Annotated in this window: 21 protein-coding genes; 20 read left to right on the top strand and 1 reads right to left on the bottom strand. The window is 51.5% G+C overall.

What is annotated here, in order from left to right:
- The first annotated feature begins 2 nt into the window (after positions 1-2).
- From JI741_RS22500 to JI741_RS22405, 20 genes are all read left to right on the top strand, one after another.
- The gene (locus tag JI741_RS22500; protein ID WP_202013678.1) at positions 3-1,196 is read left to right on the top strand and encodes a polysaccharide pyruvyl transferase family protein; all 1,194 of its coding nucleotides are present in this window, start codon (positions 3-5) and stop codon (positions 1,194-1,196) included.
- Positions 1,193-1,738: a serine O-acetyltransferase gene (locus tag JI741_RS22495; RefSeq protein WP_202013677.1), complete on the top strand. Its 546-nt coding sequence runs from the start codon at positions 1,193-1,195 to the stop codon at positions 1,736-1,738. Before JI741_RS22500 ends, JI741_RS22495 begins: the two co-directional genes overlap by 4 nt.
- On the top strand, positions 1,735-2,871 hold the full coding sequence (locus JI741_RS22490; RefSeq protein WP_202013676.1) for a glycosyltransferase: 1,137 nt from the start codon (positions 1,735-1,737) through the stop codon (positions 2,869-2,871). Before JI741_RS22495 ends, JI741_RS22490 begins: the two co-directional genes overlap by 4 nt.
- On the top strand, positions 2,868-3,953 hold the full coding sequence (locus tag JI741_RS22485; protein WP_202013675.1) for a glycosyltransferase: 1,086 nt from the start codon (positions 2,868-2,870) through the stop codon (positions 3,951-3,953). The genes JI741_RS22490 and JI741_RS22485 overlap by 4 nt, the downstream gene beginning before the upstream one ends.
- Before the next feature lie 14 nt (positions 3,954-3,967).
- Positions 3,968-5,083 carry a glycosyltransferase gene (locus tag JI741_RS22480; RefSeq protein WP_236676225.1) on the top strand — a complete coding sequence of 372 codons (1,116 nt, stop codon included), beginning with the start codon at positions 3,968-3,970 and terminating at the stop codon, positions 5,081-5,083.
- 70 nt (positions 5,084-5,153) lie between these two features.
- Positions 5,154-6,137 (top strand): GNAT family N-acetyltransferase, encoded by a 984-nt coding sequence (locus JI741_RS22475; protein ID WP_202013674.1) that lies wholly within the window; start codon positions 5,154-5,156, stop codon positions 6,135-6,137.
- A gap of 66 nt (positions 6,138-6,203) precedes the next feature.
- Entirely contained in the window at positions 6,204-7,370 is a 1,167-nt protein-coding gene (locus JI741_RS22470) for a hypothetical protein (protein WP_202013673.1), read from the top strand.
- An 18-nt stretch (positions 7,371-7,388) separates the two neighbouring features.
- On the top strand, positions 7,389-8,387 hold the full coding sequence (locus JI741_RS22465) for a polysaccharide deacetylase family protein (protein ID WP_202013672.1): 999 nt from the start codon (positions 7,389-7,391) through the stop codon (positions 8,385-8,387).
- Positions 8,384-9,562, top strand: a complete 1,179-nt coding sequence (locus tag JI741_RS22460) for a glycosyltransferase family 4 protein (RefSeq protein WP_202013671.1) — start codon at positions 8,384-8,386, stop codon at positions 9,560-9,562. The genes JI741_RS22465 and JI741_RS22460 overlap by 4 nt, the downstream gene beginning before the upstream one ends.
- Positions 9,563-9,847: 285 nt before the next feature.
- Positions 9,848-10,747 (top strand): helix-turn-helix domain-containing protein, encoded by a 900-nt coding sequence (locus tag JI741_RS22455; RefSeq protein WP_202013670.1) that lies wholly within the window; start codon positions 9,848-9,850, stop codon positions 10,745-10,747.
- A gap of 87 nt (positions 10,748-10,834) precedes the next feature.
- Positions 10,835-11,818 (top strand): aldo/keto reductase, encoded by a 984-nt coding sequence (locus tag JI741_RS22450; protein ID WP_202013669.1) that lies wholly within the window; start codon positions 10,835-10,837, stop codon positions 11,816-11,818.
- A 229-nt stretch (positions 11,819-12,047) separates the two neighbouring features.
- A complete protein-coding gene (locus JI741_RS22445; protein ID WP_202013668.1) occupies positions 12,048-13,484 on the top strand; it encodes a TolC family protein in 1,437 nt (478 codons plus the stop codon).
- Between the two features lie 2 nt (positions 13,485-13,486).
- On the top strand, positions 13,487-16,702 hold the full coding sequence (locus JI741_RS22440) for an efflux RND transporter permease subunit (protein WP_202013667.1): 3,216 nt from the start codon (positions 13,487-13,489) through the stop codon (positions 16,700-16,702).
- A gap of 9 nt (positions 16,703-16,711) precedes the next feature.
- Entirely contained in the window at positions 16,712-17,881 is a 1,170-nt protein-coding gene (locus tag JI741_RS22435; RefSeq protein ID WP_202013666.1) for an efflux RND transporter periplasmic adaptor subunit, read from the top strand.
- A 37-nt stretch (positions 17,882-17,918) separates the two neighbouring features.
- On the top strand, positions 17,919-18,965 hold the full coding sequence (locus tag JI741_RS22430; protein ID WP_236676224.1) for an NAD(P)-dependent alcohol dehydrogenase: 1,047 nt from the start codon (positions 17,919-17,921) through the stop codon (positions 18,963-18,965).
- 171 nt (positions 18,966-19,136) lie between these two features.
- Entirely contained in the window at positions 19,137-19,742 is a 606-nt protein-coding gene (locus JI741_RS22425) for a sugar transferase (protein WP_202013665.1), read from the top strand.
- Positions 19,729-20,343, top strand: a complete 615-nt coding sequence (locus JI741_RS22420; protein ID WP_369411841.1) for an acetyltransferase — start codon at positions 19,729-19,731, stop codon at positions 20,341-20,343. Before JI741_RS22425 ends, JI741_RS22420 begins: the two co-directional genes overlap by 14 nt.
- Positions 20,340-20,981: an acetyltransferase gene (locus JI741_RS22415; protein ID WP_202013664.1), complete on the top strand. Its 642-nt coding sequence runs from the start codon at positions 20,340-20,342 to the stop codon at positions 20,979-20,981. Before JI741_RS22420 ends, JI741_RS22415 begins: the two co-directional genes overlap by 4 nt.
- Before the next feature lie 39 nt (positions 20,982-21,020).
- Complete coding sequence (xrtF, locus tag JI741_RS22410) at positions 21,021-21,557, top strand: exosortase family protein XrtF (protein WP_202013663.1); 537 nt, start codon at positions 21,021-21,023, stop codon at positions 21,555-21,557.
- Complete coding sequence (locus JI741_RS22405) at positions 21,554-21,964, top strand: exosortase F system-associated membrane protein (RefSeq protein ID WP_202013662.1); 411 nt, start codon at positions 21,554-21,556, stop codon at positions 21,962-21,964. Before xrtF ends, JI741_RS22405 begins: the two co-directional genes overlap by 4 nt.
- 59 nt (positions 21,965-22,023) lie before the next feature.
- On the opposite strand, the gene JI741_RS22400 is transcribed toward JI741_RS22405, so the two are convergent.
- Complete coding sequence (locus tag JI741_RS22400) at positions 22,024-23,433, bottom strand: FAD-binding oxidoreductase (RefSeq protein ID WP_202013661.1); 1,410 nt, start codon at positions 23,431-23,433, stop codon at positions 22,024-22,026.
- Positions 23,434-23,554: the final 121 nt, after the last annotated feature.

The following is a 23,554-nucleotide window of genomic DNA, read 5'->3' as shown; positions in this document are numbered from 1 at the left end:
CAATGAAAATAGGCATAGTAACATACCACCACGTGATCAATGACGGCGCCGTATTGCAGGCGTATGCGCAACAGCAGGCGTTGCAACGGCTGTTCCCGGACGCCACCGTGGAGATTATTGATTTTCGCTACAAGATGATTGAAAAACGAGAGCGGTTCGATATTCTCAAAGATGTGCTCAAGTTTCGGAAGTCGGCGTTCTTTAAACTGCGCAAATACATCACAGTGAGAAATTTTGTGAACCGTAAACTCCCGCTCAGCAAACGCCGTATTGTTGCCGACGATTTGCAGGAGGCCACAGCGTTCATAAATCAGCATTATGATGCGGTTGTGGTGGGGAGCGATGAAGTATGGAAAATTGATTATAAGAAATTCAGTCGCCCGTTCCCCAATATCTATTGGTTGCCTCAGCCCATTAATGTTATACGGATTGCATCCGCGGCGACGGCCAACACCTTAAACCTTTCTGCATTAAAGGAAGGTGATCGGAGCAAGGCCGTGGAGTTGTTGCGTGACTTCAGGTTGATCGGTGTGCGCGATCGGTTTACCTATGATTTTGTAAAGACCAACGTGCCGGATGCGCCGCTCAGTCTCATGCCCGATCCCACCTTTGCCCTCACCATGGAGGAGTCGATCTATGCAACCGCCAAACAAAAACTGGAAGCTGCAGGCGTCGATCTGAAAAAGCCGATTCTGGGATTGTCGCTATCCAGCAACATCAAAGAGTTGAAAGAATTATCAGCAAAAGTATTCTCAACGTTCGACGCCATGGGCTATCAAGTGGTGAGCATCGGACAGTATAACGAATATTGTCACGTTAACCTGACGGCCCAGCTTGACCCGTTGGAGTGGGCGCATGTGTATCGCTTTTTTCAGTTTTGTATAACGGACCGTTTTCACTCGACGATTTTCAGCATTCGCAATCATGTGAATTTTGTGTCGGTCGATTTTTCGAACCGCTATAAAGAGGATGTTACCGGCAAGATATACGATCTGCTGGGGCGCATCGCCATGCTTAATCATCATCTTAATCTAAAGAATTTTTCTATCGACGAAGCGATGACACGGATTCAGGCTGTATTGGCAGAAGGCAGCATCGGCCAGGTTTCGAAGACCTTGCAGCGTGTGGACCAGCAGTTGGCCGACGACTATGATGCGTTCTTGCAAAAAGTGAAATCCGAACTAAAGGGCTTATGAGCGTAGGGCAGCAAGATTTGTATCGCTATGTACGTAGCACGTCAAGTGGCGCTGCGCTGCGTTGTTTTTTTAAGCATCCGGGTTTTCGGTTTGTTCGTCTGAAGCGTTTGTGCGAATCGTATTCGGCCGTTCATCCCGTGGGATTGATTGCGCGGTTGTGGTATAAACGCATGCAGGTGAAATTCGGATTTCAGGTTCCTCACACCTGCAAAATTGGCCCTGGTTTTTTTATGGGGCACTATGGCAATATCGTGTTCAATCAGGATGCTGTTGTCGGTGCCAACTGCAACGTGGCCCAGGGTGTTACCTTGGGACATGTGAGCCGCGGATCGAAGACGGGCTCGCCCACGCTGGGTGACCGCGTGTGGGTTGGAGCAAACGCTGTAGTGGTGGGAAAAATTTCGATTGGTAACGATGTGTTGATCGCTCCGTTGGCCTATGTGAACTTTGATGTTCCGGACAATGCCCTGGTGATCGGAAATCCCGCCACGATTGTGAAAGACAAGGGCAGCGCGGGCTATATAAATAACACGCTGTCATGAAAAAAATACTTTTTGTGATCGACACCCTTGAAATGGGCGGTGCAGAGAAGAGTATTTTAGACATCGCTTCCCGTTTCAAAAAATACACACCGGTTGTCTGCCATCTTTATCCTGGCGACTCGCTGAAGAGTGACTATGTGGCGCGCGGCATCGAGGTCATTTCACTCAACGTTTCGGGACACTATAATTTCAGGGAGGCCACAAAACGACTGCAACAGATTGTTCACACCGTGCAGCCGAAAGTGATTCACTCAACATTGTTCCGTTCCGACATTGTGGCCCGTCGGCTTCGGCGAAATGGACAACCGTTGGTGAATAGTCTGGTCAACAACACGTATCACAGCAGCCGTTTTCAAAATGCCGTACTTCTCATGAAGTTGAAGCTGAAAGTTTTGCAAGCGTTGGATGCTTTTACGGCACGGCGTGCAGACTTGTTTATATCGAACTCGGTTGCGATTAAAAATAGTAACGCAAAGGCCCTAGGCATTCCGTTAGAAAAGATACTGGTGATCTACCGGGGACGTTCAATAAATCGTTTCATGACCGTTGTCTCATCGGATGTTGAGACGTTGCGGAAATCGTTGAACATCGAAGGTCGCAAGGTGCTGCTGAATGTGAGCCGACTGCTGGAACGAAAAGGGCAGCTGGATTTGCTTCGTGCCTTTCAACGTGTTGTTCTCCAAACGCCCGACGTGGTGCTGTTGATTGCCGGTGAAGGGCCGTTCCGGAAAGTGCTGGAAGCAGAAGTGGATGCGCTGGGGCTTCGGGGAAAAGTTTTTTTGCTGGGTACGCGCGCCGACGTGCCAATGCTGTTGAAACTGGCGGATGCTTTTGTGTTCCCGTCTCATTACGAAGGGTTGCCGGGTGCCCTCATTGAGGCCATGATGTCGCAAACACCCATAGTAGCGTCAGACATTCCGGAAAATCTGGAATGCGTAGGGGAGAAGGAAGCTCTCATTCATCGTGTTGGCGATGCTGCTGATTTGGGACGCTGTATATCAGAAGTGTTGCACAATCGTGAGAAATCTATGACGCGGAGTTTGGCGGCCTTCGCTCAGGCGCAACAAAAATTTGAGATTGACGCCATCGCAGCACAGTATGAATCGACGTATGATGAACTCCTGAAGCCATGAGAATTTTGCACATCATACAAAAGAAACAACTGCGCGGCGCGGAAGTTTTTGCAAGTCAGCTTTCGCAGCACTTGTTGGCGTTGGGACATACTGTGCGTATTGTTAGTCTTGACGATGGCGATGCAAACCTGCCCTTTTCAGGAGGTGTTTCGTCTCTGTCGGTGCAATTGAAAAAAAGGTTCTGGGATAGAGCCGGGTGGAAAAAATTGGCCGACGCTATTCTTGAATTTGAACCTGACGTGGTGCAAGCCAACGCGGGCGACACGCTGAAGTATGCCGTGTTTTCCAAAATTCTGTTTCGGTGGAAGGCACCGATCATATTTCGGAATGCCAGCATGGTTAGCGCCTATATTCGCTCAAGATTCGCGAAAGCGTTTAATGGATTTTTATTGAAGCGTGTCACGCATGTTGCGTCGGTCAGTGAAGCGTCGCGCGCCGATCTGGTGAAGACGTTTCCCTTTCTTGAAAAGAAGACCACGGTGATTCCGGGAGGTATAGAGGAAAAGCACTATACGCCCATTGCTCACGACCCCAACGACGTGTACCTCGTGCATGTGGGAGGATTTTCGTTTGAAAAAAATCACCGCGGATTGCTGCGCATATTTCGCGATGTTTTATCCGTGAGGCCTACTGTAAGAATGTGGCTCGTGGGTGACGGTGTGCTGCGCAAAGAGATAGAGGCTTATGCCCAGGAATTATCCATAGCACATGCGTTGCAGTTTCAGGGCTATCAGCCTAATGTTCTTGACTATATTTCTGCGGCCCGCGTGTTGCTGCTGCCCAGCATCATTGAGGGGTTGCCTGGGGTTGTTATGGAAGCATTTTATGTTCGAACGGTCGTTGTTGCCAATCGGGTAGGTGGTGTGGGAGAGTTGGTGGAATCGGGAAGAACGGGCTGGCTGATTGAAAGAGATGATGAAAAAGAATTTGCAAAGGCTGTGCTGTCGGCGCTGGATAAACCCGAGCAGACGGCATTGCTCACGGAACGTGCGCACGCTCTTGTTCGGGAAAAGTATATGAACGAATTCCTGGCCAAGCGATTTGAAGAAGTATATCAAAACGTGGTTATTAGCAAGCGATGAACAAAGTAACACCTATGGGCGGACGTATCAGGGTTCTTCACATTATTAAATCGCTCGGTCGCGGCGGAGCGGAAATGCTATTGCCCGAAACCTTGAAGTTGCATAATCAGCAGGACTTCGAGTTTCACTACATCTATTTTCTTCCCTGGAAGAATCAGATGGAAGAAAGCATCCGACAAAGCGGGGGTCGCGTAACATGCATTCCGGCGAATAACAATCTTCAACTCATGATGCGTGCGGGGAAGGTTGCACAGTATATTCGAGAACACAACATTCAACTCATTCATGCTCATTTGCCCTGGGCAGGAATTTTGGCGAGAAGGGTTGGTAAAATATGCCGTGTGCCGGTGCTGTATACCGAACACAACAAGCAGGAGCGCTATCATTGGGGAACACGCACGTTTAATTTGATGACCATGAATGCGCTCCGCACGGTAATCGCGGTGTCTGCTGACGTGGCGGATTCCATTCATAAGCACAAGCCGCATATCAAGGTGCCGGTGCGAACGATCCTGAACGGCGTAAACACAAATCATTTCAAGCGCGATGACTTCCGTGATTCGACGTTACGTAAGGCTCTGAATATTCCCGCGCAAGCTCCCCTTATCGGAACAATAGCCGTGTTTCGTTTTCAAAAACGACTGGACCTTTGGATGGAGCTTGCCGCCAAAATTTTGCAATACTTTCCAGAAAGTCATTTCATCATTGTAGGCGACGGTCCGTTAAAGGAAGCGCTAAAAGCAAAACGAGATGCCCTTGGGTTGACGGGCAAAATTCACATGCCCGGTTTGGAGACCGAGGTGAGACCTTATCTGGCTGCGTTCGACATCTACATGATGTCGTCTATATTCGAGGGATTGCCCATTGCCCTGTTAGAGGCTATGGCCATGAACTGCCCCATCGTGACAACGGACGCGGGGGGAATCAAGGAAGTTATCCGGCAGGAGATAGACGGGCTGGTGTGTGGAACCGACGACCCCGAATCGCTGGTTGCACATGCGCGTCGGCTGTTGGGCGATCGCGAGCTTCGGGTGGCGTTTGGCAATCGGGCCCGGAGCCGGGTTATCGAAAAATTCAGTATGGAAACAATGGTTGAAGCACTGGAGACGCTTTACCGACAAAGTGTTTGATGGCCGCCTATTTCGCGAAAACTGAAGGCAGAACGTTTATATTTGTTCTTTTGGAACAGCTTTGAAAAACATGGAATTCCGCATTGCTCAGGAGCACGACATCCCAGCTATTGTAAACTTGCTGAAGCAAAGTCTTGGTGAAAGCCTGATGCCCAAATCGGAGGGATACTGGCGGTGGAAGCACGTTGAAAATCCGTTTGGTCCTTCGCCTGTCTTAGTGTGTTGGGAAGACGGCGAATTGATTGGCGTGCGAGCCTTTATGCGCTGGGAGTGGCGCCAGAAAGACCAACGCTATCGTGCCGTTCGTGCTGTGGATACGGCCACCCATCCCAACCATCAGGGAAAAGGGATATTTAAAAAACTCACACTGTCTTTGGTTGACACATGCACTCAGGCGGGAGATCATTTTGTATTCAATACGCCTAATACGCAGAGTAAGCCCGGCTATCTTAAGATGGGATGGAGTGAGGCAGGCAGGCTTCCCGTGAAAATGAGCATAGTCCGTCCGATCCACATGATCCGGAATGGTTTGTTTGGGGGCAACAAGCGCGAGGGCGCCGCAAGTTCCGCGCTATCGGAGCACCTTCGCCATCCTCAACTGGACGCCCTGTTGAAGAAATATTTTCAACACCAGGCATCGCTCTCCACGTCTAGTTCGGTCGCCTACCTGAAATGGCGCTATCTGGATGTTCCCGTGGCAAACTATGTAGGTATTGCAGAAGAGCAGAAGGGGGAACTCACAGGGCTGGTGATTGGTCGAATCAAACCTTCGCGATTTGGTCGCGAGTTGCGCATTACGGATTGCTTTTTGGCGAAGGAAAGCGATGGAAGGGAATTGATGCTCCAGTTGAAAGAGAAGCGGAAGCAATGGGGAATAGACTACATAACCTTATCCGGCACGGTGTCGGTAAGCACTGAAAAAATATTCCGTTCGGCTATTCGAACTTCGTTGGGGCCTGTGGTCACCATTCGTTCATTAAGTTTGAAGGACCTGAGCGGACTACAGGATTTTAACCAATGGTCTCCCACGTTGGGCGATCTTGAACTTTTTTAAGATATGCTGGGCGGCATCCTCATCATTATTCTAACGGGTATCTTATCCTTTTCAATCATCGACCGATTGAAGAAAAGATATCCTTTTCTAGATGCCGACCTGCTGAGGCGACTCTTCTACTATCACACACTGCTTGCCTTTGTGTATTATTTATATGCATTGTTCAATCCTTCCGATTCTAATTTCTATTACGAGAAGGTAGTGAATGATTTCAGAGGTGATACGTGGTTTAGTTTCTATGGAACAAGTACACGCTTCATTGAGTTTGTTGGCTATCCGTTCATTAAATATCTTGGATTCAGCTACGAAGCTTCTATGGCTTTGTTTGCTTTTTTTGGTTTTGTGGGGTATATCTATTTCTATGTTTTTTTTCGTGAGAACATAAAATTCGATCATAAATTTTTTGGGGTTGATCTGATTACTCTGATCTTTTTTTTGCCCAACATGCATTTTTGGTCTTCTTCCTTTGGAAAGGGATCAACCATTTTTATGGCGATTGCCTTGTTCTTTTATGGCATCACGAGCATCCGAACACGTTGGGTGGCCATTGCTATCGGTGCGTTTATTATCTATCATGTTCGCCCGCACATCATGCTGGTGATGTTAATCTCGTCGGCTATTGGCTTTGTGTTCACGACAAAAGGTGTGTCGGTGCCGTTGCGCCTGGCTTTTCTTTTTTGTGTGGGCATTTCGTTTTTCTATATCTATGGCGACGTGCTTAGTCTGGTGGGCGTAGACGAGCAGGAGTTTGTTGCACAGGGACTGGATTTGTCGCACCGTGCTACAGAACTTTCCAAGGCTACCTCTGGTGTTGATATCACGAGCTACAGTTTGCCGATGCAACTTTTTACATTCCTATACCGCCCTCTTTTTGTAGATGCGCCAGGTATGTTGGGACTAATCGTGTCATTCGAAAATATATTTTATTTGTTGATCACGTTTCAACTTTTGAATATGGCAGGTATCCAATTTCTGATAAAAGGGAATTTTATGGTAAAGACTGCTTTCTTTAGCTTTCTAACTGTTTCAGTTGCCCTGGCCCAGATATCCGGAAATCTTGGTCTTGCCATCCGTCAGAAAAGCCAGGTGATGATGCTGTTCATGTTCGTCATCATCGCCTTTCTCGACGATAAAAAGATGAAGGCCTACAAGGCCACCTTGCAGCGGCAGATGAGACGCACTCCACCGATGCCGATCGCGGGGAAGATGGCCGATGGAACGGCGCATACTTAAAATTCCAGGAGCCTATCTATGACATTGAAACAAGGAACCTTCATCATCTCCCTCGACTTCGAGCTCCACTGGGGTGGCTTCGAAAAATGGCCGCTGGAAAATTACCGTCAATATTTTATGAACACCCGTAAGGTGATTCCCGAAATGTTGAGGCTTTTTGAACAAAGCGATGTGCATGTAACGTGGGCCACGGTCGGTATGTTATTCCACACCACGCGACATTCCCTGGAAGAAACCTTGCCAACGCTTCAGCCGTCGTATGCGCAGCGCGAATTGTCGGCCTATCAGTATATAGAGAAACATGGTATTGGTAACGACGAAGACGACGATCCGTTTCACTATGCGGGGTCGTTGGTGCAGCGGGTGTTGGAGACGCCGGGGCAGGAGTTGGCGTCGCATACTTTTGCGCATTACTATTGTAATGAGGCGGGGCAGACGGTGGAGCAGTTTCGGGCCGATTTGCGGGCGGCGCAGTTGTCGGCCGAGAAGTATGGCAAGCGGTTGCGGTCGCTGGTGTTTCCGCGCAATCAGTTTAATGAAGAATATCTGAAGGCTTGCTACGAAGAAGGAATTGTGGCCGTGCGCGACAATCCGCGCGATTGGTTCTGGAACATTCGCAGCACACAGCATGAGTCGATGTGGAAGCGGCTCAACCGGGGTTTGGATGCTTACTTTCCGGTGGGAAAGGCCAATACCTACCCGCTCGGCAGCATTGAGAGTGCTCTAGGCCTGCCGTTGTGCATTCCGGCCAGCCGGTTGCTGCGGCCCTACAGACCGAAGGAATATTTTCTGAACAACCTAAAAATTTCCCGCATCCAGGCGGAGATGAAACGTGCTGCGCAACAGCAGCAGGTCTATCACCTCTGGTGGCATCCTCATAACTTTGGCAACTATCCCCAGCAAAGCATGGATGGACTGCGGCGCATACTCGACACGTTTGTGCAGTGCCGCGAGCAGCATGGCATGCAAAGCCTGAGCATGGGGGAGGTGGCAGACCTTATCCTGAAAAAAGCATGACCAAGCGAAGGCCTGTATTGATGCGCATCACCACGGTGCCCATTTCGTTGCATTTGTTGTTGAAGGGGCAGTTTGCCTATATGCGCGAACAAGGCTATGACGTGTGCACCGTCAGTGCGGAAGGGCCGGAGATCCCCGAGGTGTTGAAAGAGGGGGTGGAACATTATGTGCTGCCGTTCACCCGGAAGATAACGCCCATCCAGGACCTGCAATGTTTGTTGCAACTTATCCGGCTCATGCGGCGCCTGAAGCCCGACGTGGTGCATACGCACACGCCCAAGGCCGGCCTGCTGGGCATGATGGCCGCGCGCTGGTGTGGGGTGAAGGTGCGCATGCACACCGTGGCGGGGCTGCCGCTGATGGAGGCCACAGGACTGAAACGAACGGTGCTGGATGCGACAGAGAAGATCACCTATGCCTGTGCCACCCGCGTCTATCCTAACTCAACCGGCCTGAAGGAATTCATGCTCACCGTCTTGAAGACCGATCCCTCGAAGGTACAGATCATTGGCAAGGGCAGCAGCAATGGCATTGACACCACGTTCTTCCAGCGCACACCCGAGCTTGAGGCCCAGGCGCGTCAATGGCGTGAGGAGCGGGGCATTGGTCCGTCGGATGTGGTGTTCTCGTTTGTGGGGCGTGTTGTGCGCGACAAAGGTATTGTAGAGCTGGTAGAAGCCTTCAAGGCACTGCAGATAAAACGGAATGCCGCGAACTCGCGGTTGTTTTTGGTTTTGGTTGGGCCTTTTGAGCAGGAACTTGATCCGCTTCCGCCCGATGTTTATGAATTTTTAAAAACCAGTCCTTCCATCATTCTTCCGGGGTTTCAAAAAGATGTGCGCCCCTGGATCATGGGATCGGATGTGTTTGTTTTTCCCAGCTATCGCGAGGGGTTCCCCAATGTGGTGATGCAGGCGTGTTTGCTGGGGGTGGCATGCGTGGTGTCGGACATTAACGGGTGCAATGAAATTATTGAGCGCGGCAGGACTGGGTTGATCGTTCCTCCGAAGAACGTGGAGATGCTGGGCGCAGCAATGGAACAACTTGTTGACGACCCAACGAAGCGACAATCGTTCGCGACAGCGGCGCGCGAATTTGTGGCGACTCATTTTGATCGTCGGCAGGTCTGGAGTGCCATCCAACGTGAATACGAACGTTTGAGGGGCAACGCTTAACAATTCCGGCACGTCATTGGTAATATTGAAAATGTATTTGAAGTGGCGTTATCCGCCTCATTCGGAAAACAAGCCTAAGAGGCTTTCAGAACAGACGGTTTTGAAAGCCTCTTCCTTTTTCAGGGAGTTCTACCCATAACATCGTGTGGAAGATGTTCCTCACTCGCTGTGGAATTTGGGGAAAATCGCACCACCAGTCCCCACCTATACCCCGGCTCTCAACAACTAATAACCTTTCATCAATCTCCCTCGTAATACCTTATTTGAATTTTATAATTTTGAATCATGCAGAAAAAGGAAACTCTGGCGGATTTTTACACGCGATATCCGTCCAAAGTGCGCCCTTCCGAAAGCAATTCAGAGCTGGCCGAGATGGGCCACTTCAACGTGTGCTCGCGCGAATCCTGCGGGAAAGTTGTGCCCTATAATCGTCGCGATTTCTATAAGATATCGCTCATCATCGGCGAAGGAATTTTATACTACGCCGACAAAGCCATCGAGATCAATCGCACCGCGTTGATTTTTTTTAATCCCAACGTTCCCTATTCTTGGGAAGCAACATCCGAAAAACAAGCGGGCTATTTTTGTCTGTTCACAGAAGGCTTCATCAACGTGCACCGGAACGACAGTTTGCTGGAGTCGCCGCTGTTTCAGATCGGGGGCAGCCCGGTGTTCTTCGTCTCTAAAGAGCAGGAGGCAAACCTTTGTCAGATTTATGAAAAAATGCTCCAGGAGATCGATTCGGGCTATATTTATAAGTATGAGCTGCTTCGGAACTACGTGCACCTCATCATTCACGAGGCGCTGAAGTTGCAGCCTGCCGACACGTATTTTAAGTATGCCAATGCCTCGGCGCGCATCGCGTCGTTGTTTATTGAATTGCTGGAGCGACAGTTCCCCATCGATTCGCCGGACCAGACGCTGAAACTGCGTGCGGCAAACGATTACGCCGAACGATTGTCTGTTCATGTCAATCATTTGAATCGCGCCGTGAAAGAAATTACAGGAAAGACGACGACAGAACATATCACCGAACGGGTCATAAAAGAATCGAAGGCTTTGTTGAAGCACACGGGTTGGAGCGTTTCCGAAATCGCGTACGGTCTGGGGTTTGAATACCCGGCCTACTTCAACACCTTCTTTAAAAAACAGACGAATCTCACGCCCACATCGTTCCGGCAGTAAGATTGTTTGAATTTTATAATCTTTCGTTTGAAATGTATAAGCCTGCCGGTCGGCCCCCACGGTAGCTTTGCCGTATACATTGAGCATATGAAATACAGAAAACTAGGGAACACAACTGAAACGCTATCCGCCGTGGGTCTGGGCTGCATGGGGATGAGCTTCGCCTATGGGCCGGTGGACAACACAGAGTCTATCGCCACGCTCCATCGCGCGCTGGACCTGGGCATCAATTTCTGGGACACTGCCGATATGTATGGCTTTGGTGCCAACGAAGAATTGATTTCGCAAGTGCTCGCGCCCAACCGCGACAAGATTTTTATTGCTACGAAGTTTGGCTTTCGGAGCAACAACGATGGCTCTTATTACTTCGATGGCTCTGTTGCTCACTTAAAGCAAGCCATAGAAGACAGCCTGCGTCGTTTGAAGATCGACACGATTGATTTATACTATGCGCATCGCATCGATCCAAAGGTGCCAGTAGAAGAGATGGTGGGCGCCATGGCCACGCTGGTGAAAGAAGGCAAGGTGCGCTACCTGGGTCTTTCCGAAGCATCGTCGGCTTCCATTCGCAAGGCACACGCCGTGCATCCCATCACCGCGCTTCAAAGTGAATATTCTTTGTTGACACGCGATGTGGAAACGGAAATTCTGCCGCTCTGTCGCGAGCTGGGCGTTGGCTTTATTCCTTACAGCCCGTTGGCGAGGGGGTTGGTGACCGCCACACTGTCTGATACCACCGTGCTTGCCGCTGATGACTTCCGCAGAACCCTGCCGCGATTCAACGACGCACACATGGATAACAACCGTAAACTTGTGGATGAGTTTGCGGCATTGGCAGCACAAAAGCAATGCACCCCGTCGCAACTTGCCCTGGCGTGGGTGTTGGCACAGGGGGAAGACATCATTCCCATTCCCGGCACCAAGCGCAGAAAATACCTGAACGAAAATGCAGGCGCAACCGACATTGTTCTCCAGACTGCAGATCTGAAAGCCATCGACGACCTGCTGTCAAAATTTCCCGACACCGGAAAACGCTATAGCGAGGGTGCCATGAAACTGCTGAATCACTAACGCATGAAGAAGTTTGCATTGACTTTTGATTTTATACACCCGGACCATTGGAGATAAGGCACGGAAATACATACAGATGATAGACAACAAGAACATAAGAACCGAACTATCACACTCCCGCCTTCAAGAATCACCCAAATCCGGAAAACGATTGCAACATAAAAGCGAAACCGAAAGCATGCAGCCTGCGTGCTTTCGGTTTCCGTTTAGCACGCCTAATATGAATAGCATGTATACCACCAGTGTACGGCCCGCGCGTGCGGGCTATACGTTTTTATCTTTCTTCGGGGCAGTCTTCCTGTCCTTTGTCATTTCGTTTGCAGCACACGCGCAGTCTGCCGGTCCGCTCAAGCTTTCGGAAGCGGTGGATCTGGGTGTGAAAAATTTTCAAAGCATCCAGGCCAAGCGCAACTACCTCAACGCCTCGGAAGCGTTGTCGAAGAATGCCCGCAACGAATATCTTCCCAACGTGATTGCTTCCGTGCAACAAAACTACGGCACGGTGAACGGGCAGTTTGGTCCGCTGGGTGCGGTGGGTGTGCTGGGTGTGGCGTCGGCCGGTCCGTCTTATAGCGACGAAAGCTGGAACGCGGCGTTTGGTGCACTCTACATCATCAATGCCAATTGGGAGGTGTTCACGTTTGGCCGTGTGCAATCGCGCATTCAGCTTGCCGATGCGCAAGTGCGTCGCGACTCTGCCGATCTGGAACAAGAGCAATTTATTCACCGGGTGAAAATTTCGGGAGCCTACCTCAATCTGTTGGTGGCGCAGCAATTCATTCGCAATGCCGAAGCGAATCTGCGTCGCGCACAATCTGTGCAGCAGAATGTGCGGGCGCGGGCGTTAACGGGTCTCAATGCCGGTGTCGATTCTTCGCTGGCCAATTCGGAAGTATCGCGGGCCAAGTTGTCGCTCATTGAAATGCACAACAACGAACAGCAGGTGAGCAATCAGCTGGCGCAATTGCTGAATACCACGTCGGGTGTGTTTTTGCTGGACACTACGTTTGTGTTCAACACGCCAACCAACTTCACCTCGTCGCTCGATCTTTCGGCAAATCCTCAAGTCAAGTTTTATCAGGCGCGCATCGACCAGGCCAATAGCGCGGCCCGTGTAGCGAAGCGCAGTCTGTTTCCCGGGGTGAACCTTTTTGGTGTTTACCAGGCGCGTGCGTCGGGGTTTGATTATAATTATACACCAGAGTTTCCGGATCGCTTCACGACTGACTATGGCAAGGGCGTTAATCCTTCGCGCTACAACTATGTGGCCGGGGTGAGCATTGCCTGGAACCTTGTCAGTCCGCTCAAGGTGAGGCAACAGGTGCATGCGCAACGTTATGTCTCCGAAGCCTATCGCTATGAATTTGATCAGATCAATACGCAGCTAAAAAATCAACTGATCCTTTCCGATCAGCGCATTGCCAACAGTTTGCAAAGTATGCAGGAAGTGCCGCTGCAATACCGCGCAGCTTCCGATGCTTATCTGCAAAAGAGTGTGTTGTATAAAAACGGCCTCACCACCATTGTCGACCTGCAGGTGGCGATGCTGGCGTTGAACAAGGCTGAGGTTGATAAGAGTATTGCGTATGTAAATGTATGGCAGGCGCTGCTGTTGAAGGCGGCAGCTTCCGGTGATTTTGATTTGTTTATTAACCAGGCTCCGTAGGTATGAATTTAATTCGATTAGCACTCCGCAAACCCATCTCCATATTAGTACTGGTGGCCGGTATGTTGTTCTTTGGTATTGGTGCTGTGCGCACCATAAAGATCGACATCTTTCCCGCCATGAATCTTCCGGTGATTTATCTGTCGCACCCTTTCGGGGGATTTACGCCCACACAAATGGAAGCGTATTTTGGAAAACAGTATATCAACATCCTGTTGTATGTGAACGGCATCAAGGTCATCGAAACGCGCAATACACAAGGGTTGACGTTGATGAAGATCACGTTCTATCCGGGCACCAACATGGCACAAGCCGCAGCGGAACTCAGCGCGTTTGCCAACCGGATTCAGGCAATCTTTCCACCGGGGTCGCAGCCGCCGTTTATTATCCGGTTTGATGCGTCCACGTTGCCGGTGGGGCAGTTGGTGTTGTCGAGTCCAATACGGTCCAACAACGAACTGATGGACCTTGCCAATGTGTATGTGCGTTCGTCGTTCACCACCATTCCCGGAATTGTTGCTGCTCCACCGTTTGGCGGTAACCTGCGGACGGTTGTTATCAAGGCCGACCCGGAATTGCTTCGCTCACACAACCTCACCCCAGACCAACTGGTGGAAGCCCTGCGTGTGAATAACCAAACCGCACCTTCGGGAGGCATCAAGATTGGCGACTACAACTACCTGACGCCAACCAACAACCAGATCAAAAAAATAAAAGACTTCGAAAAAATCCCATTGTTCAAAGGCGATGTGCAAAATCTTTACCTCGGCGATGTGGCCACGGTAGAAGACGGCGCCGACTTTACGGTGGGTTATGCACAAGTGAATGGCAAGCGATCGGTTTATCTTAACGTTGCCAAATCGGCCGATGCGTCTACGTGGGAAGTGGTGCAAAGTCTGAAGGGGAAGCTGAATGAATTTCAGGCTCAACTTCCGGATGACGTGAAGCTGTCGTATGAATTTGATCAATCGACCTATGTGATCAACGCCGTGAAGAGCCTCATTTCCGAAGGCGCCATTGGTGCCATCCTCACCGGGTTGATGGTGCTCTTGTTTTTGGGAGATCCGCGCGGTGCCTTGATTGTGATTCTCACCATCCCCACGTCTATCATATCGGGCGTTTTGTTTCTCCAGTTGTTTGGACAAACCATCAACATCATGACGTTGAGCGGGCTGTCGCTGGCCATTGGTATTTTGGTGGATGAGTCGACGGTGACCATTGAAAATATTCACCAGCATCTCGACATGGGCAAGCCCAAAGCGTTGGCCATCTGGGATGCCTGTAAGGAAATCGCGTTCCCAAAATTATTGATCCTGTTTTGTATTCTCGCGGTGTTTGCACCGGCGTTCACCATGAAGGGCATACCCGGGTCGTTGTTTCTTCCCCTGGCCCTTGCCATCGGCTTCTCAATGATCACGTCGTATTTGTTGTCGCAGACCTTTGTGCCTGTGTTGGCAAACTGGATTATGAAGAATCATTCGAAAAACGGTTCCGTCGAACATTATGACAAAGCCGATGCGGCCGATCAAAAAACAAGAATGCTCGAGGAGCAGGACGAAGATGGCAAGCGCAAAGGGTTTGCCCGGTTTCGTCACAGCTTCCTGCAACTTCTTGATCGTTTGATGAGACAGCGTAAAGTGATTGTGACGGCCTATCTGGTTCTGGTGATTGCCGCTGCGGCGCTGTTGCTCACCACGATTGGCCGCGATGTGTTGCCCAGAGTGACCTCGGGTCAGTTTCAGCTTCGCCTGCGCGCACCCGACGGAACGCGCATCGAGCGCACCGAACAGAAGCTTATCAAGACCATCAGCATTCTCGAGGGGTTGGTAGGGAAAGAAAACATCGGCATCACGTCGGCCTATATTGGTCAGCACCCCGCGTTGTTTTCCATCAGTCCTATTTATCTGTTCACCAGCGGCTCGCAGGAAGCGGTGTTGCAAGTGGCTTTGAAAGAATCGTACGAAGGGGATATGGATGAATTGAAAGATAACTTCCGGAAAAAAGTGAAGGAGGCGATGCCCGATTTACGGATGTCGTTTGAGCCGATCGAGCTGACGGATAAAATTCTGAGTCAGGGATCGCCCACACCGGTGGAAGTGCGCATTACAAGCCGTAGTAAAAAGCAGAACGAAGAGTATGCTGGCAAAGTGGTGGCGAAATTGAAAGAGATCGACTATCTGCGCGACGTGCAGTTGGCGCAGTCCATAAAATATCCGGCGTTAAACATAAATATCGATCGCACGCGTGCCGCACAACTGGGCGTTGACATGAGCGATATTTCACGCTCTCTCATAGCTTCGACGTCGTCGTCGCGATACACGGAAAAGAATGTGTGGCTCGATGAAACGTCCAACCTGAGTTATGGCGTGCAGGTACAGATTGCGGAGAACCAACTGACATCGGCCGACGAATTGGGTGCGATCCCTATTCTGAGGAATGCATCGCGTCCGCTGTTAAGCGATGTGGCCACCTTCGAACACGACACCATCTATGGCGAAGCCGACAATGTGGGGGCGCTCCCTGTTTTGTCTGTGACGGCCAACCTGCGGGACACAGACCTGGGCACGGCATCGGCCGATGTGAAAAAAGCCATCGAGTCGTTAGGCGAGTTGCCACGCGGTATGAAGATTGAACCTATTGGCCTTAGCCTGGTATTGAACGAAACGCTGGACAGTCTGCAATCGGGCTTGCTGGTCGCCATCGTGGTGATCTTCCTGATGCTGGCGGCAAACTTTCAATCCTTCAAAGTATCGGCTGTGGTGCTCACGGCAGTGCCTTCGGTTATTCTCGGGTCGCTGGTGTTGTTGCTGCTGACGGGCTCCACCCTAAACCTGCAATCGTATATGGGCATCATCATGTCGGTAGGGGTGTCCATCGCCAACGCCGTGTTGTTGATCACCAACGCCGAACAATTGCGTCTGCACAACGGCGACGCTATGCTGTCGGCCAAAGAAGCTGCGGCGCTGCGCCTGCGTCCTATCCTGATGACCAGTGTGGCCATGGTGGTAGGTATGTTGCCGATGGCCATTGGTCACGGCGAAGGTGGCGATCAGGTAGCGCCGCTGGCCCGTGCCGTGATTGGCGGCCTGCTGGCCTCTACGTTTGCCGTGGTGGTCATTCTGCCCCTGGTGTTTGCCTGGGTGCAAGAGAAAACCACAACCGTTTCGGTGTCGCTTGATCCCGAAGACAAAGACAGTAAATTTTATATCCCTTCATAAGCTGAGACTATGAACCACCAGAAAATACATTTGAATCTCCCCGGACTTTTCACCAGCACTGTAGCGAGCGGGCTGATCGCCGTGCTGCTTGCAGGCTGTGGCGCGTCGGCCGAAAAATCGGATAAGGAAAAGGATGCGGTTGTTGCGTCGCCTCCCACCATCGAAGTGTTTCCCGCGCAGCGCGCCAAGCTGAGCACGGCGTTGCACATTCCCGGCGAACTGATTTCTTTCCAACAGGTAGATCTCTATGCACGCGAGAATAGTTTTGTGAAAAAGATCTATGTCGACGTGGGCAGTGAGGTGAGCGAAGGCCAGCTGTTGGCCACGCTGGAAGCGCCCGAGTTGACCTCGCGCCTCAACGGTGCATCGTCGCGTCAAAAGTCGCAGGAGGCCGTGTATCACGCTAGCAAAGCCAACTATGAACGTTTGTTGGAAACCAGCAAGACACCCGGCACCATTTCGCAGAACGACCTCGATCAGGCGCAGGCCAAAATGAATTCCGACTACGAACAACTGGCGTCGGCCACCGCAGCGCAAAGCGAAGTGTTGAACACGCGTAACTACCTGGAGATACGAGCTCCGTTTCAAGGTGTCATCAGTGCCCGTAATGTGAACCCCGGGGCGAACGTGGGACCTTCCGGAAAGGGCTCTGAGAAACCGATGTTTGTGTTGCAGGAACAACAGCACATGCGTTTGGTGGTGTCTGTTCCCGAAGCGTTCACATCCTATCTGGCCACCGGCAACGACGTGTCGTTCAAAGTGCGCGCCCGCAGCAATGAGTTGTTTCATGCCACCATCACGCGTCACGCAGGCGCACTAGACACCCGTTTGCGTGCCGAGCGCGTGGAGATGGATGTGGTGAACAAAAACAAAAAACTTTTGCCGGGCATGATTGCCGATGTTGTTATTCCGCTCGCGGGCATCGACAGCACGTTTGTGGTTCCGAAGTCGGCGGTGGTGAATGCAGCGGAAAGCATTTTTGTGATTCGCATCAAGAACAATACCGTCGAGTGGGTGGACGTGGAGCTTGGCCGTTCGGCCGATGGCAAGATTGAAGTCTATGGCAACCTGTCGCCGGGCGATCAACTGGTGCGTGTGGCGAGCGAGGAGATACGGAACGGTGCAGCAGCTTCGAACGTGAAGGAAGTATCGCTCGCCAAACCAACAGCGAGCAAATAAGAAAAAGAGTAATAAACCTAACCCAAACAAAACCTTTATGATTCCAGTAAAATCGTATGCCGCACCCAGTGCGGTGTCGCCCTTGGCGCCCTTCAATTTTGAACGCCGCGATGTGGGCGTGAATGATGTGCAAATTGATATTTTGTATTGTGGCGTTTGCCATTCCGACCTGCACCAGGCCCGCGACGAGTGGGGTGGTTCCATATTTCCCATGGTGCCCGGCCACGAAATTGTTGGACGTGTATTGAAAGTAGGTGCCGGTGTGAAAAATTTTAAGGTCGGCGATCTGGCGGGTGTGGGATGCTTCGTGGACTCTTGTCGCACGTGCCCCAATTGCCAGGCGGGGTTGCAGCAGTATTGTGACTTCGGCATGACCGGAACCTACAATGCCTATGAACGCAATTCTAAAATCCCAACTTATGGCGGCTACTCCACACAGATTGTAGTGAATGAAGACTATACCCTGAAAGTGTCGGACAAGCTGGCGCTGGAAGGTGTGGGGCCTTTGCTTTGCGCGGGCATCACCACCTATTCGCCGCTGCGCTACACGGGTGTGGGCAAAGGCCATAAGGTGGGCGTGGTTGGTTTAGGAGGACTGGGCCACATGGGTGTGAAGTTTGCCGCATCGTTTGGCGCGGAAGTGACCATGCTCAGCACATCGGCCTCCAAAGAAGCCGACGCCAAGAAACTGGGGGCACACAACTTTGCCCTCACCACAGATCCCAACAAAATGAAATCGCTCCGTAACCATTTCGATTTCATTCTCAACACGATTTCGGCACCGCATGAATACAGCGCGTATCTGAATCTGCTCAAAACCAACGGCACTATGATGGTGGTGGGCGTTCCACCGCGTCCTTCTGAAGTGCCTTCTTTCGATCTCATCATGAATCGCCGGAGCATTGTGGGTTCACTCATTGGCGGCATTCCGGAAACACAGGAGATGCTGGACTACTGCGCGCAACACAACATTGTGTCGGATGTGGAAGTGATTGACATGCCCTACATCAACGAAGCGTATGAACGCATGTTGAAAAACGATGTGAAATACCGTTTCGTGATCGACCTCGCATCCCTGAAATAGCGATCCTCAAACACAGTCGATTCGGGCTGTGCAAATAGTTGGACGGCCCCGTGCTCTAGCGAAGCACGGGGCCGTCTTTTTTATGAGCAAACCGGCACCCCGATGCTTTGGGATGGACCATGAACAGGTGTTGAATAAAATGGCTATTTTTGGGGCTTAACTTTAGTATCCTTGTATACACACATTGTCAAGCCTTTTTTTGATACGCTTTGCTCGTTCGTGATTTTAGTGGTGGCTTCACCGGTCTTGCTGGGCTGTGTGGGCCTTTTGTTTATTGCCAACCGCGGCAAGGTGTGGTTCATGCAGCCGCGCCCCGGCAAAGGCGGCGAAATTTTCACCGTGGTGAAGTTCAAGACCATGACCGACGAACGCGATGCCCAGGGGCACCTGCTGCCCGACGTCCAACGCCTCACGGCCATCGGCAAGTTTATTCGCAAGACATCGCTCGACGAATTGCCGCAGCTGGTCAATGTGCTGAAGGGCGACATGTCGTTTGTTGGGCCGCGACCGTTATTGGTGGAATATCTGCCGTTGTATAATGAACAGCAACGTCGCCGCCACGATGTGAAGCCCGGCATCACGGGGTGGGCGCAGGTGAATGGCCGCAACACGGTGTCGTGGCCACAGAAGTTTGCGTTCGATGTGTGGTATGTTGAAAACGTGTCGATGGGATTAGATTTGAAAATATTATTTTTAACCGTCCTGAAAGTATTCAAGGCCGAAGGCATCAGCAGTGAGACTTCAGTAACAATGGAAAAATTTCGTGGCAACGCATGATATAATTTTGCAGGGAGGAGGGGAGCACGCACGCGTGGTGCTCGACTGCCTGCTGGCGCAAGGTGCAACCGTGCTGGCGCTTTTTGATCCGAAGTATTCGGGCACGTTGTTTGGCGTTCCGCAGCGCGGCGCCTACGACCGTTCTTTTCATCCTAACGCACTGGCCCTTGTGGCCATTGGCGACAACGGGGTGCGTAAGCGCGTGGTGCAAAACACGGTTCACGGGTTCACCAGCGCGGTGCACCCCTCGGTTATCTTTTCGCCCTTTGCCGAACTTGGTGCCGGAAGCATGATTTTGCACGGCGCTATTGTGCAGGCGCAAGCGCGCATTGGCAATCACGTGATTGTGAACACCGGGGCGCGCGTCGATCACGATTGTGTGATTGGCGACTATGTGCACCTCGCACCGGGAGTCATTCTGTGTGGCACCGTGCAGATTGGCGAAGGTGCGTTTATTGGTGCGGGTGCCACCATCATTCCCGGAAAAAAAGTGGGTGCCTGGGCTACCGTTGGTGCGGGCGCTGTGGTGATAGAAGATGTGCCTGACTATGGCGTGGCCGTGGGAAATCCGGCGCGCGTCATTAAAATAAACAAACCATGAAAGAGCCACTGCTGATCTATGGGGCCGGAGGACTGGGCAAGGAAGTGTTGTCGCTGGTGCGCGCACTCGACCGTTTTGAGCCGATCGGTTTTCTCGACGACAGCCTGGCCGCTGGCACGCTGGTGAAAGGTGTGCAGGTTTTGGGTGGCGTGGAAGCGCTGAAGGCGTTTGACAAACCCGTTCATGTGGTGATTGCCTTTGGCGATCCCGTGATGAAATTCGAAGCCGCATCAAAAATTAAAGGCCCCCGCGTCATCTTCCCCGTGTTGAAACATCCGTCTGTTATTTTGCAGGATGAGGCATCCATTGCCGTGGGCGAAGGAAGCATTCTCTGTGCCGGCAGCGTGCTCACCACCGACATCCGGTTGGGCGCGCACGTGCTGGTGAATCTCAACTGCACCATCGGGCACGACACCACCCTTGGGTCGTGCACGTCGGTGATGCCGGGTGTGAATGTGGCGGGGCAGGTGGCCATCGGCAATTGTGTGCTCATCGGCTCAGGCTCCTCCATCATGAACCGAATCACCATCGGCAACCTGAGCAAGATTGGGATGGGCGCCGTGGTTATTCACGATGTGCCCGAAAGGGTGACCGCCGTGGGTGTGCCCGCAAAAATTGTAAGCTCTGTTTCGAAATGAACCTCCAGGGCTTCGTATTAACTTTTTACAGACTACCGTATGTCGTGGCAGGAATTTAAACCGACCGTATTTTTTTTACTGAAATTTGTGGGCATCTATGTGGTGGCCAACCTGCTCTATGGCGCGTATGTGACACGCTATCGCCCCCATGTGGATGGCGCCACGCGCGAAGTGACGGTGCAATCGGCGTGGTTTCTCAGTGCATGCGGATGGCCCACCACGGCCGTGGACGATTTGGCGGCACCCACCACCAACATGGTGTTCAAGACCGACAACATCCTGGCGGTCTATGAAGGCTGCAATGGCATCAACGTGGCCATCATCTTCATTGCTTTCCTGGTGGCGTTCGGACCGATGGGCCGGAACCTGCTCTGGTTTTCGGTGATGGGGTTGTTCATTCTTCACGTAGCAAACCTTGGGCGCATCGTTTCCCTGTTCTGGGTTGCCGTCTATATGCCGGACGCCATGTATTTTACCCATAAGTATTTGTTCACGGCCTTTCTCTATCTCGTCGTGTTTGTGTTGTGGATCTGGTGGGTGAGAAAATATTCGGGTCTACGAATTCCGAAGGCATGAGCCCTGGCTATCGCAAAATTATAGGTGTGTTTAGTGTAGCCGGCATGGTGCTGGTGTTCCTGTTCCAGCGCGTGGATGTGGCCGCCTGGTTTGGGATGGGAGGATCGCACCTGAGCCACTTTCTTGTCAATCGCACCATCCGTTTCCTGCTCAACGATGCGCTTGCCATCGCGCTTATCTATGCCTTGTTTGTGGAGCGCAAGTATCTCGTGTTTGCCGTGTACGTACAGGTGACGGGGCTCGTCGTTTTTCTGCTTCCGTATTTTATACTGAAAGTATACTTCCCGTTCTACAACGGCCCGTTGATTTCATTTCTGCACCGCCTTGTGCTCAACCCCACTTTGTTGATGCTGCTCATTCCGGCATTCTATTATCAGAAGTATAAAGCACCGACTGAAGAAAAATAATTCTTCTTCCGGATATACGATTTTGCAAGGCCATCCGGAAGAAGAATCAACTGTTCCCGCTATGGTTTTATATTCTGATTTACGCTGAATAGATTTTTGGGATCGTATTTTTTCTTGATGGACACGAGGCGATCATAGTTTTCGCCATAGGTGGCTTTCACACGATCGGTGCCTTCGTCCATCATAAAGTTCACGTACGATCCACCGGCGCTAAGCGGGTGCAGATCCTGCCAATAGTTTTTTGCCCATTGTGTGATCACATCTTTGTTTGCCGGGTCGGGGTCGATGCCGGCAATCACCATAGCCCAGGTGCTGTCGCGATTGTTCCAGGCGGTGTCATGCTTGCCCACTTGCGCCGCAGCACCGTTGATGGGGTAGAGGTGCATGGTGGAGAACATGGACGGGAGCTGTTCGCCATACTGCAAGTGAATGTCGATGGCAGCATCTGTGAGTTCGTTCACAAAGTCACCTTTCCAATACCACTGCATGCCCGATGGATAGAGGGCGTCGAACAAACTTTGCAGCACCGGGTGAGGAATGGGGCCCACAAAGTCGAGCGCGGGTTTCTTGAATCCGCGAATGGGTTTGAAGGCTTTCTCCGCATCGTCTAACGCGCCGGTGTAGCACCACACAATGCCACACATTTTTTTGGACTGCAATTCAACCGGGAAGGGTGCCACCGGCGGCACCACCAGAAAGGCAAAGAAACCATAGATGTCGTCGGGTGCGTGTTTCATAAAATCGCGATACCATTCCATCACTTCGCGCGATTCGTCGAGGTTCCAGAGCATGGGGCCGGCATACACGGTGCTCACGGGATGTGTGCGGAAAAGAAAAGACGTGATCACACCAAAGTTTCCGCCGCCGCCGCGAATGGCCCAGAACAGGTCTTCATTTTGATTTGCGCTGGCCGTCAGAAATCTTCCATCGGCCAGCACCACATCGGCTTCAAGAAGACTGTCGATGGTGAGGCCGTATTTGCGCGAGAGGTAGCCCACGCCTCCACCCAAGGCCAGCCCGCCCACACCGGTGGTGGCGTTGATGCCGCAGGGCACGGCCATACCAAACGCATGCGTGGCATGATCCATCTCACCCAGCAGGCATCCACCTTCTACGCGCACGGTTTTGTTGACGGGGTCCACGCGTATGCCTTTCATGAGCGAGAGGTCCAGCACCAGGCCATCGTTGCACAGGCCGAGGCCGCCGCCATTGTGACCACCGCCGCGCACGGCCAGCACCAGGTTCTGGTTGCGCGCAAAGTTCACGGTGGCCATCACATCGGCCGTGTCCCGGCATTTCACGATAAGCAGAGGACGTTTGTCGATCATGCCGTTGTAGACTTTCCGGTCGTTGTTGTAGGTGGGATCGTTTCGGGTGATGATGTTGCCGCGAAGTTGTGCGCGGAAGGAAGAGAGAGCTTGTTCGTTGAGCGTGGGGGTTTTGGTTTCCTGATCGAGTGTTGAGAGCATAGACGATTTTGTTTGAGGGTTGAACGTACTGTGAGATTCATGAATCGCGAGTCAAAGGAGGGATTAAATCCTGCGGCGATCTAACAGTAGCTGTTCAAATCAAAACACAATCTGTTCAAAA

Origin of the sequence: Chryseolinea lacunae (assembly GCF_016735595.1) — a bacterium.
GTDB classification, from domain to species: Bacteria; Bacteroidota; Bacteroidia; order Cytophagales; family Cyclobacteriaceae; genus Chryseolinea; species Chryseolinea lacunae.
This window is presented reverse-complemented; position numbering and strand designations above follow the sequence as displayed.

Excerpts from the sequence above, each read along its gene's own strand:
- JI741_RS22495 (WP_202013677.1), top strand. The coding sequence starts at position 1,193 with ATGAGCGTAGGGCAGCAAGATTTGTATCGCTATGTACGTAGCACGTCA.
- JI741_RS22460 (WP_202013671.1), top strand. The coding sequence starts at position 8,384 with ATGACCAAGCGAAGGCCTGTATTGATGCGCATCACCACGGTGCCCATT.
- JI741_RS22455 (WP_202013670.1), top strand. The coding sequence starts at position 9,848 with ATGCAGAAAAAGGAAACTCTGGCGGATTTTTACACGCGATATCCGTCC.
- JI741_RS22400 (WP_202013661.1), bottom strand. The coding sequence starts at position 23,433 with ATGCTCTCAACACTCGATCAGGAAACCAAAACCCCCACGCTCAACGAA.
- JI741_RS22450 (WP_202013669.1), top strand. The coding sequence starts at position 10,835 with ATGAAATACAGAAAACTAGGGAACACAACTGAAACGCTATCCGCCGTG.
- JI741_RS22490 (WP_202013676.1), top strand. The coding sequence starts at position 1,735 with ATGAAAAAAATACTTTTTGTGATCGACACCCTTGAAATGGGCGGTGCA.
- xrtF (WP_202013663.1), top strand. The coding sequence starts at position 21,021 with ATGTCGTGGCAGGAATTTAAACCGACCGTATTTTTTTTACTGAAATTT.
- JI741_RS22435 (WP_202013666.1), top strand. The coding sequence starts at position 16,712 with ATGAACCACCAGAAAATACATTTGAATCTCCCCGGACTTTTCACCAGC.
- JI741_RS22480 (WP_236676225.1), top strand. The coding sequence starts at position 3,968 with ATGGGCGGACGTATCAGGGTTCTTCACATTATTAAATCGCTCGGTCGC.
- JI741_RS22440 (WP_202013667.1), top strand. The coding sequence starts at position 13,487 with ATGAATTTAATTCGATTAGCACTCCGCAAACCCATCTCCATATTAGTA.
- JI741_RS22500 (WP_202013678.1), top strand. The coding sequence starts at position 3 with ATGAAAATAGGCATAGTAACATACCACCACGTGATCAATGACGGCGCC.
- JI741_RS22475 (WP_202013674.1), top strand. The coding sequence starts at position 5,154 with ATGGAATTCCGCATTGCTCAGGAGCACGACATCCCAGCTATTGTAAAC.
- JI741_RS22430 (WP_236676224.1), top strand. The coding sequence starts at position 17,919 with ATGATTCCAGTAAAATCGTATGCCGCACCCAGTGCGGTGTCGCCCTTG.
- JI741_RS22485 (WP_202013675.1), top strand. The coding sequence starts at position 2,868 with ATGAGAATTTTGCACATCATACAAAAGAAACAACTGCGCGGCGCGGAA.
- JI741_RS22465 (WP_202013672.1), top strand. The coding sequence starts at position 7,389 with ATGACATTGAAACAAGGAACCTTCATCATCTCCCTCGACTTCGAGCTC.
- JI741_RS22415 (WP_202013664.1), top strand. The coding sequence starts at position 20,340 with ATGAAAGAGCCACTGCTGATCTATGGGGCCGGAGGACTGGGCAAGGAA.
- JI741_RS22405 (WP_202013662.1), top strand. The coding sequence starts at position 21,554 with ATGAGCCCTGGCTATCGCAAAATTATAGGTGTGTTTAGTGTAGCCGGC.
- JI741_RS22445 (WP_202013668.1), top strand. The coding sequence starts at position 12,048 with ATGTATACCACCAGTGTACGGCCCGCGCGTGCGGGCTATACGTTTTTA.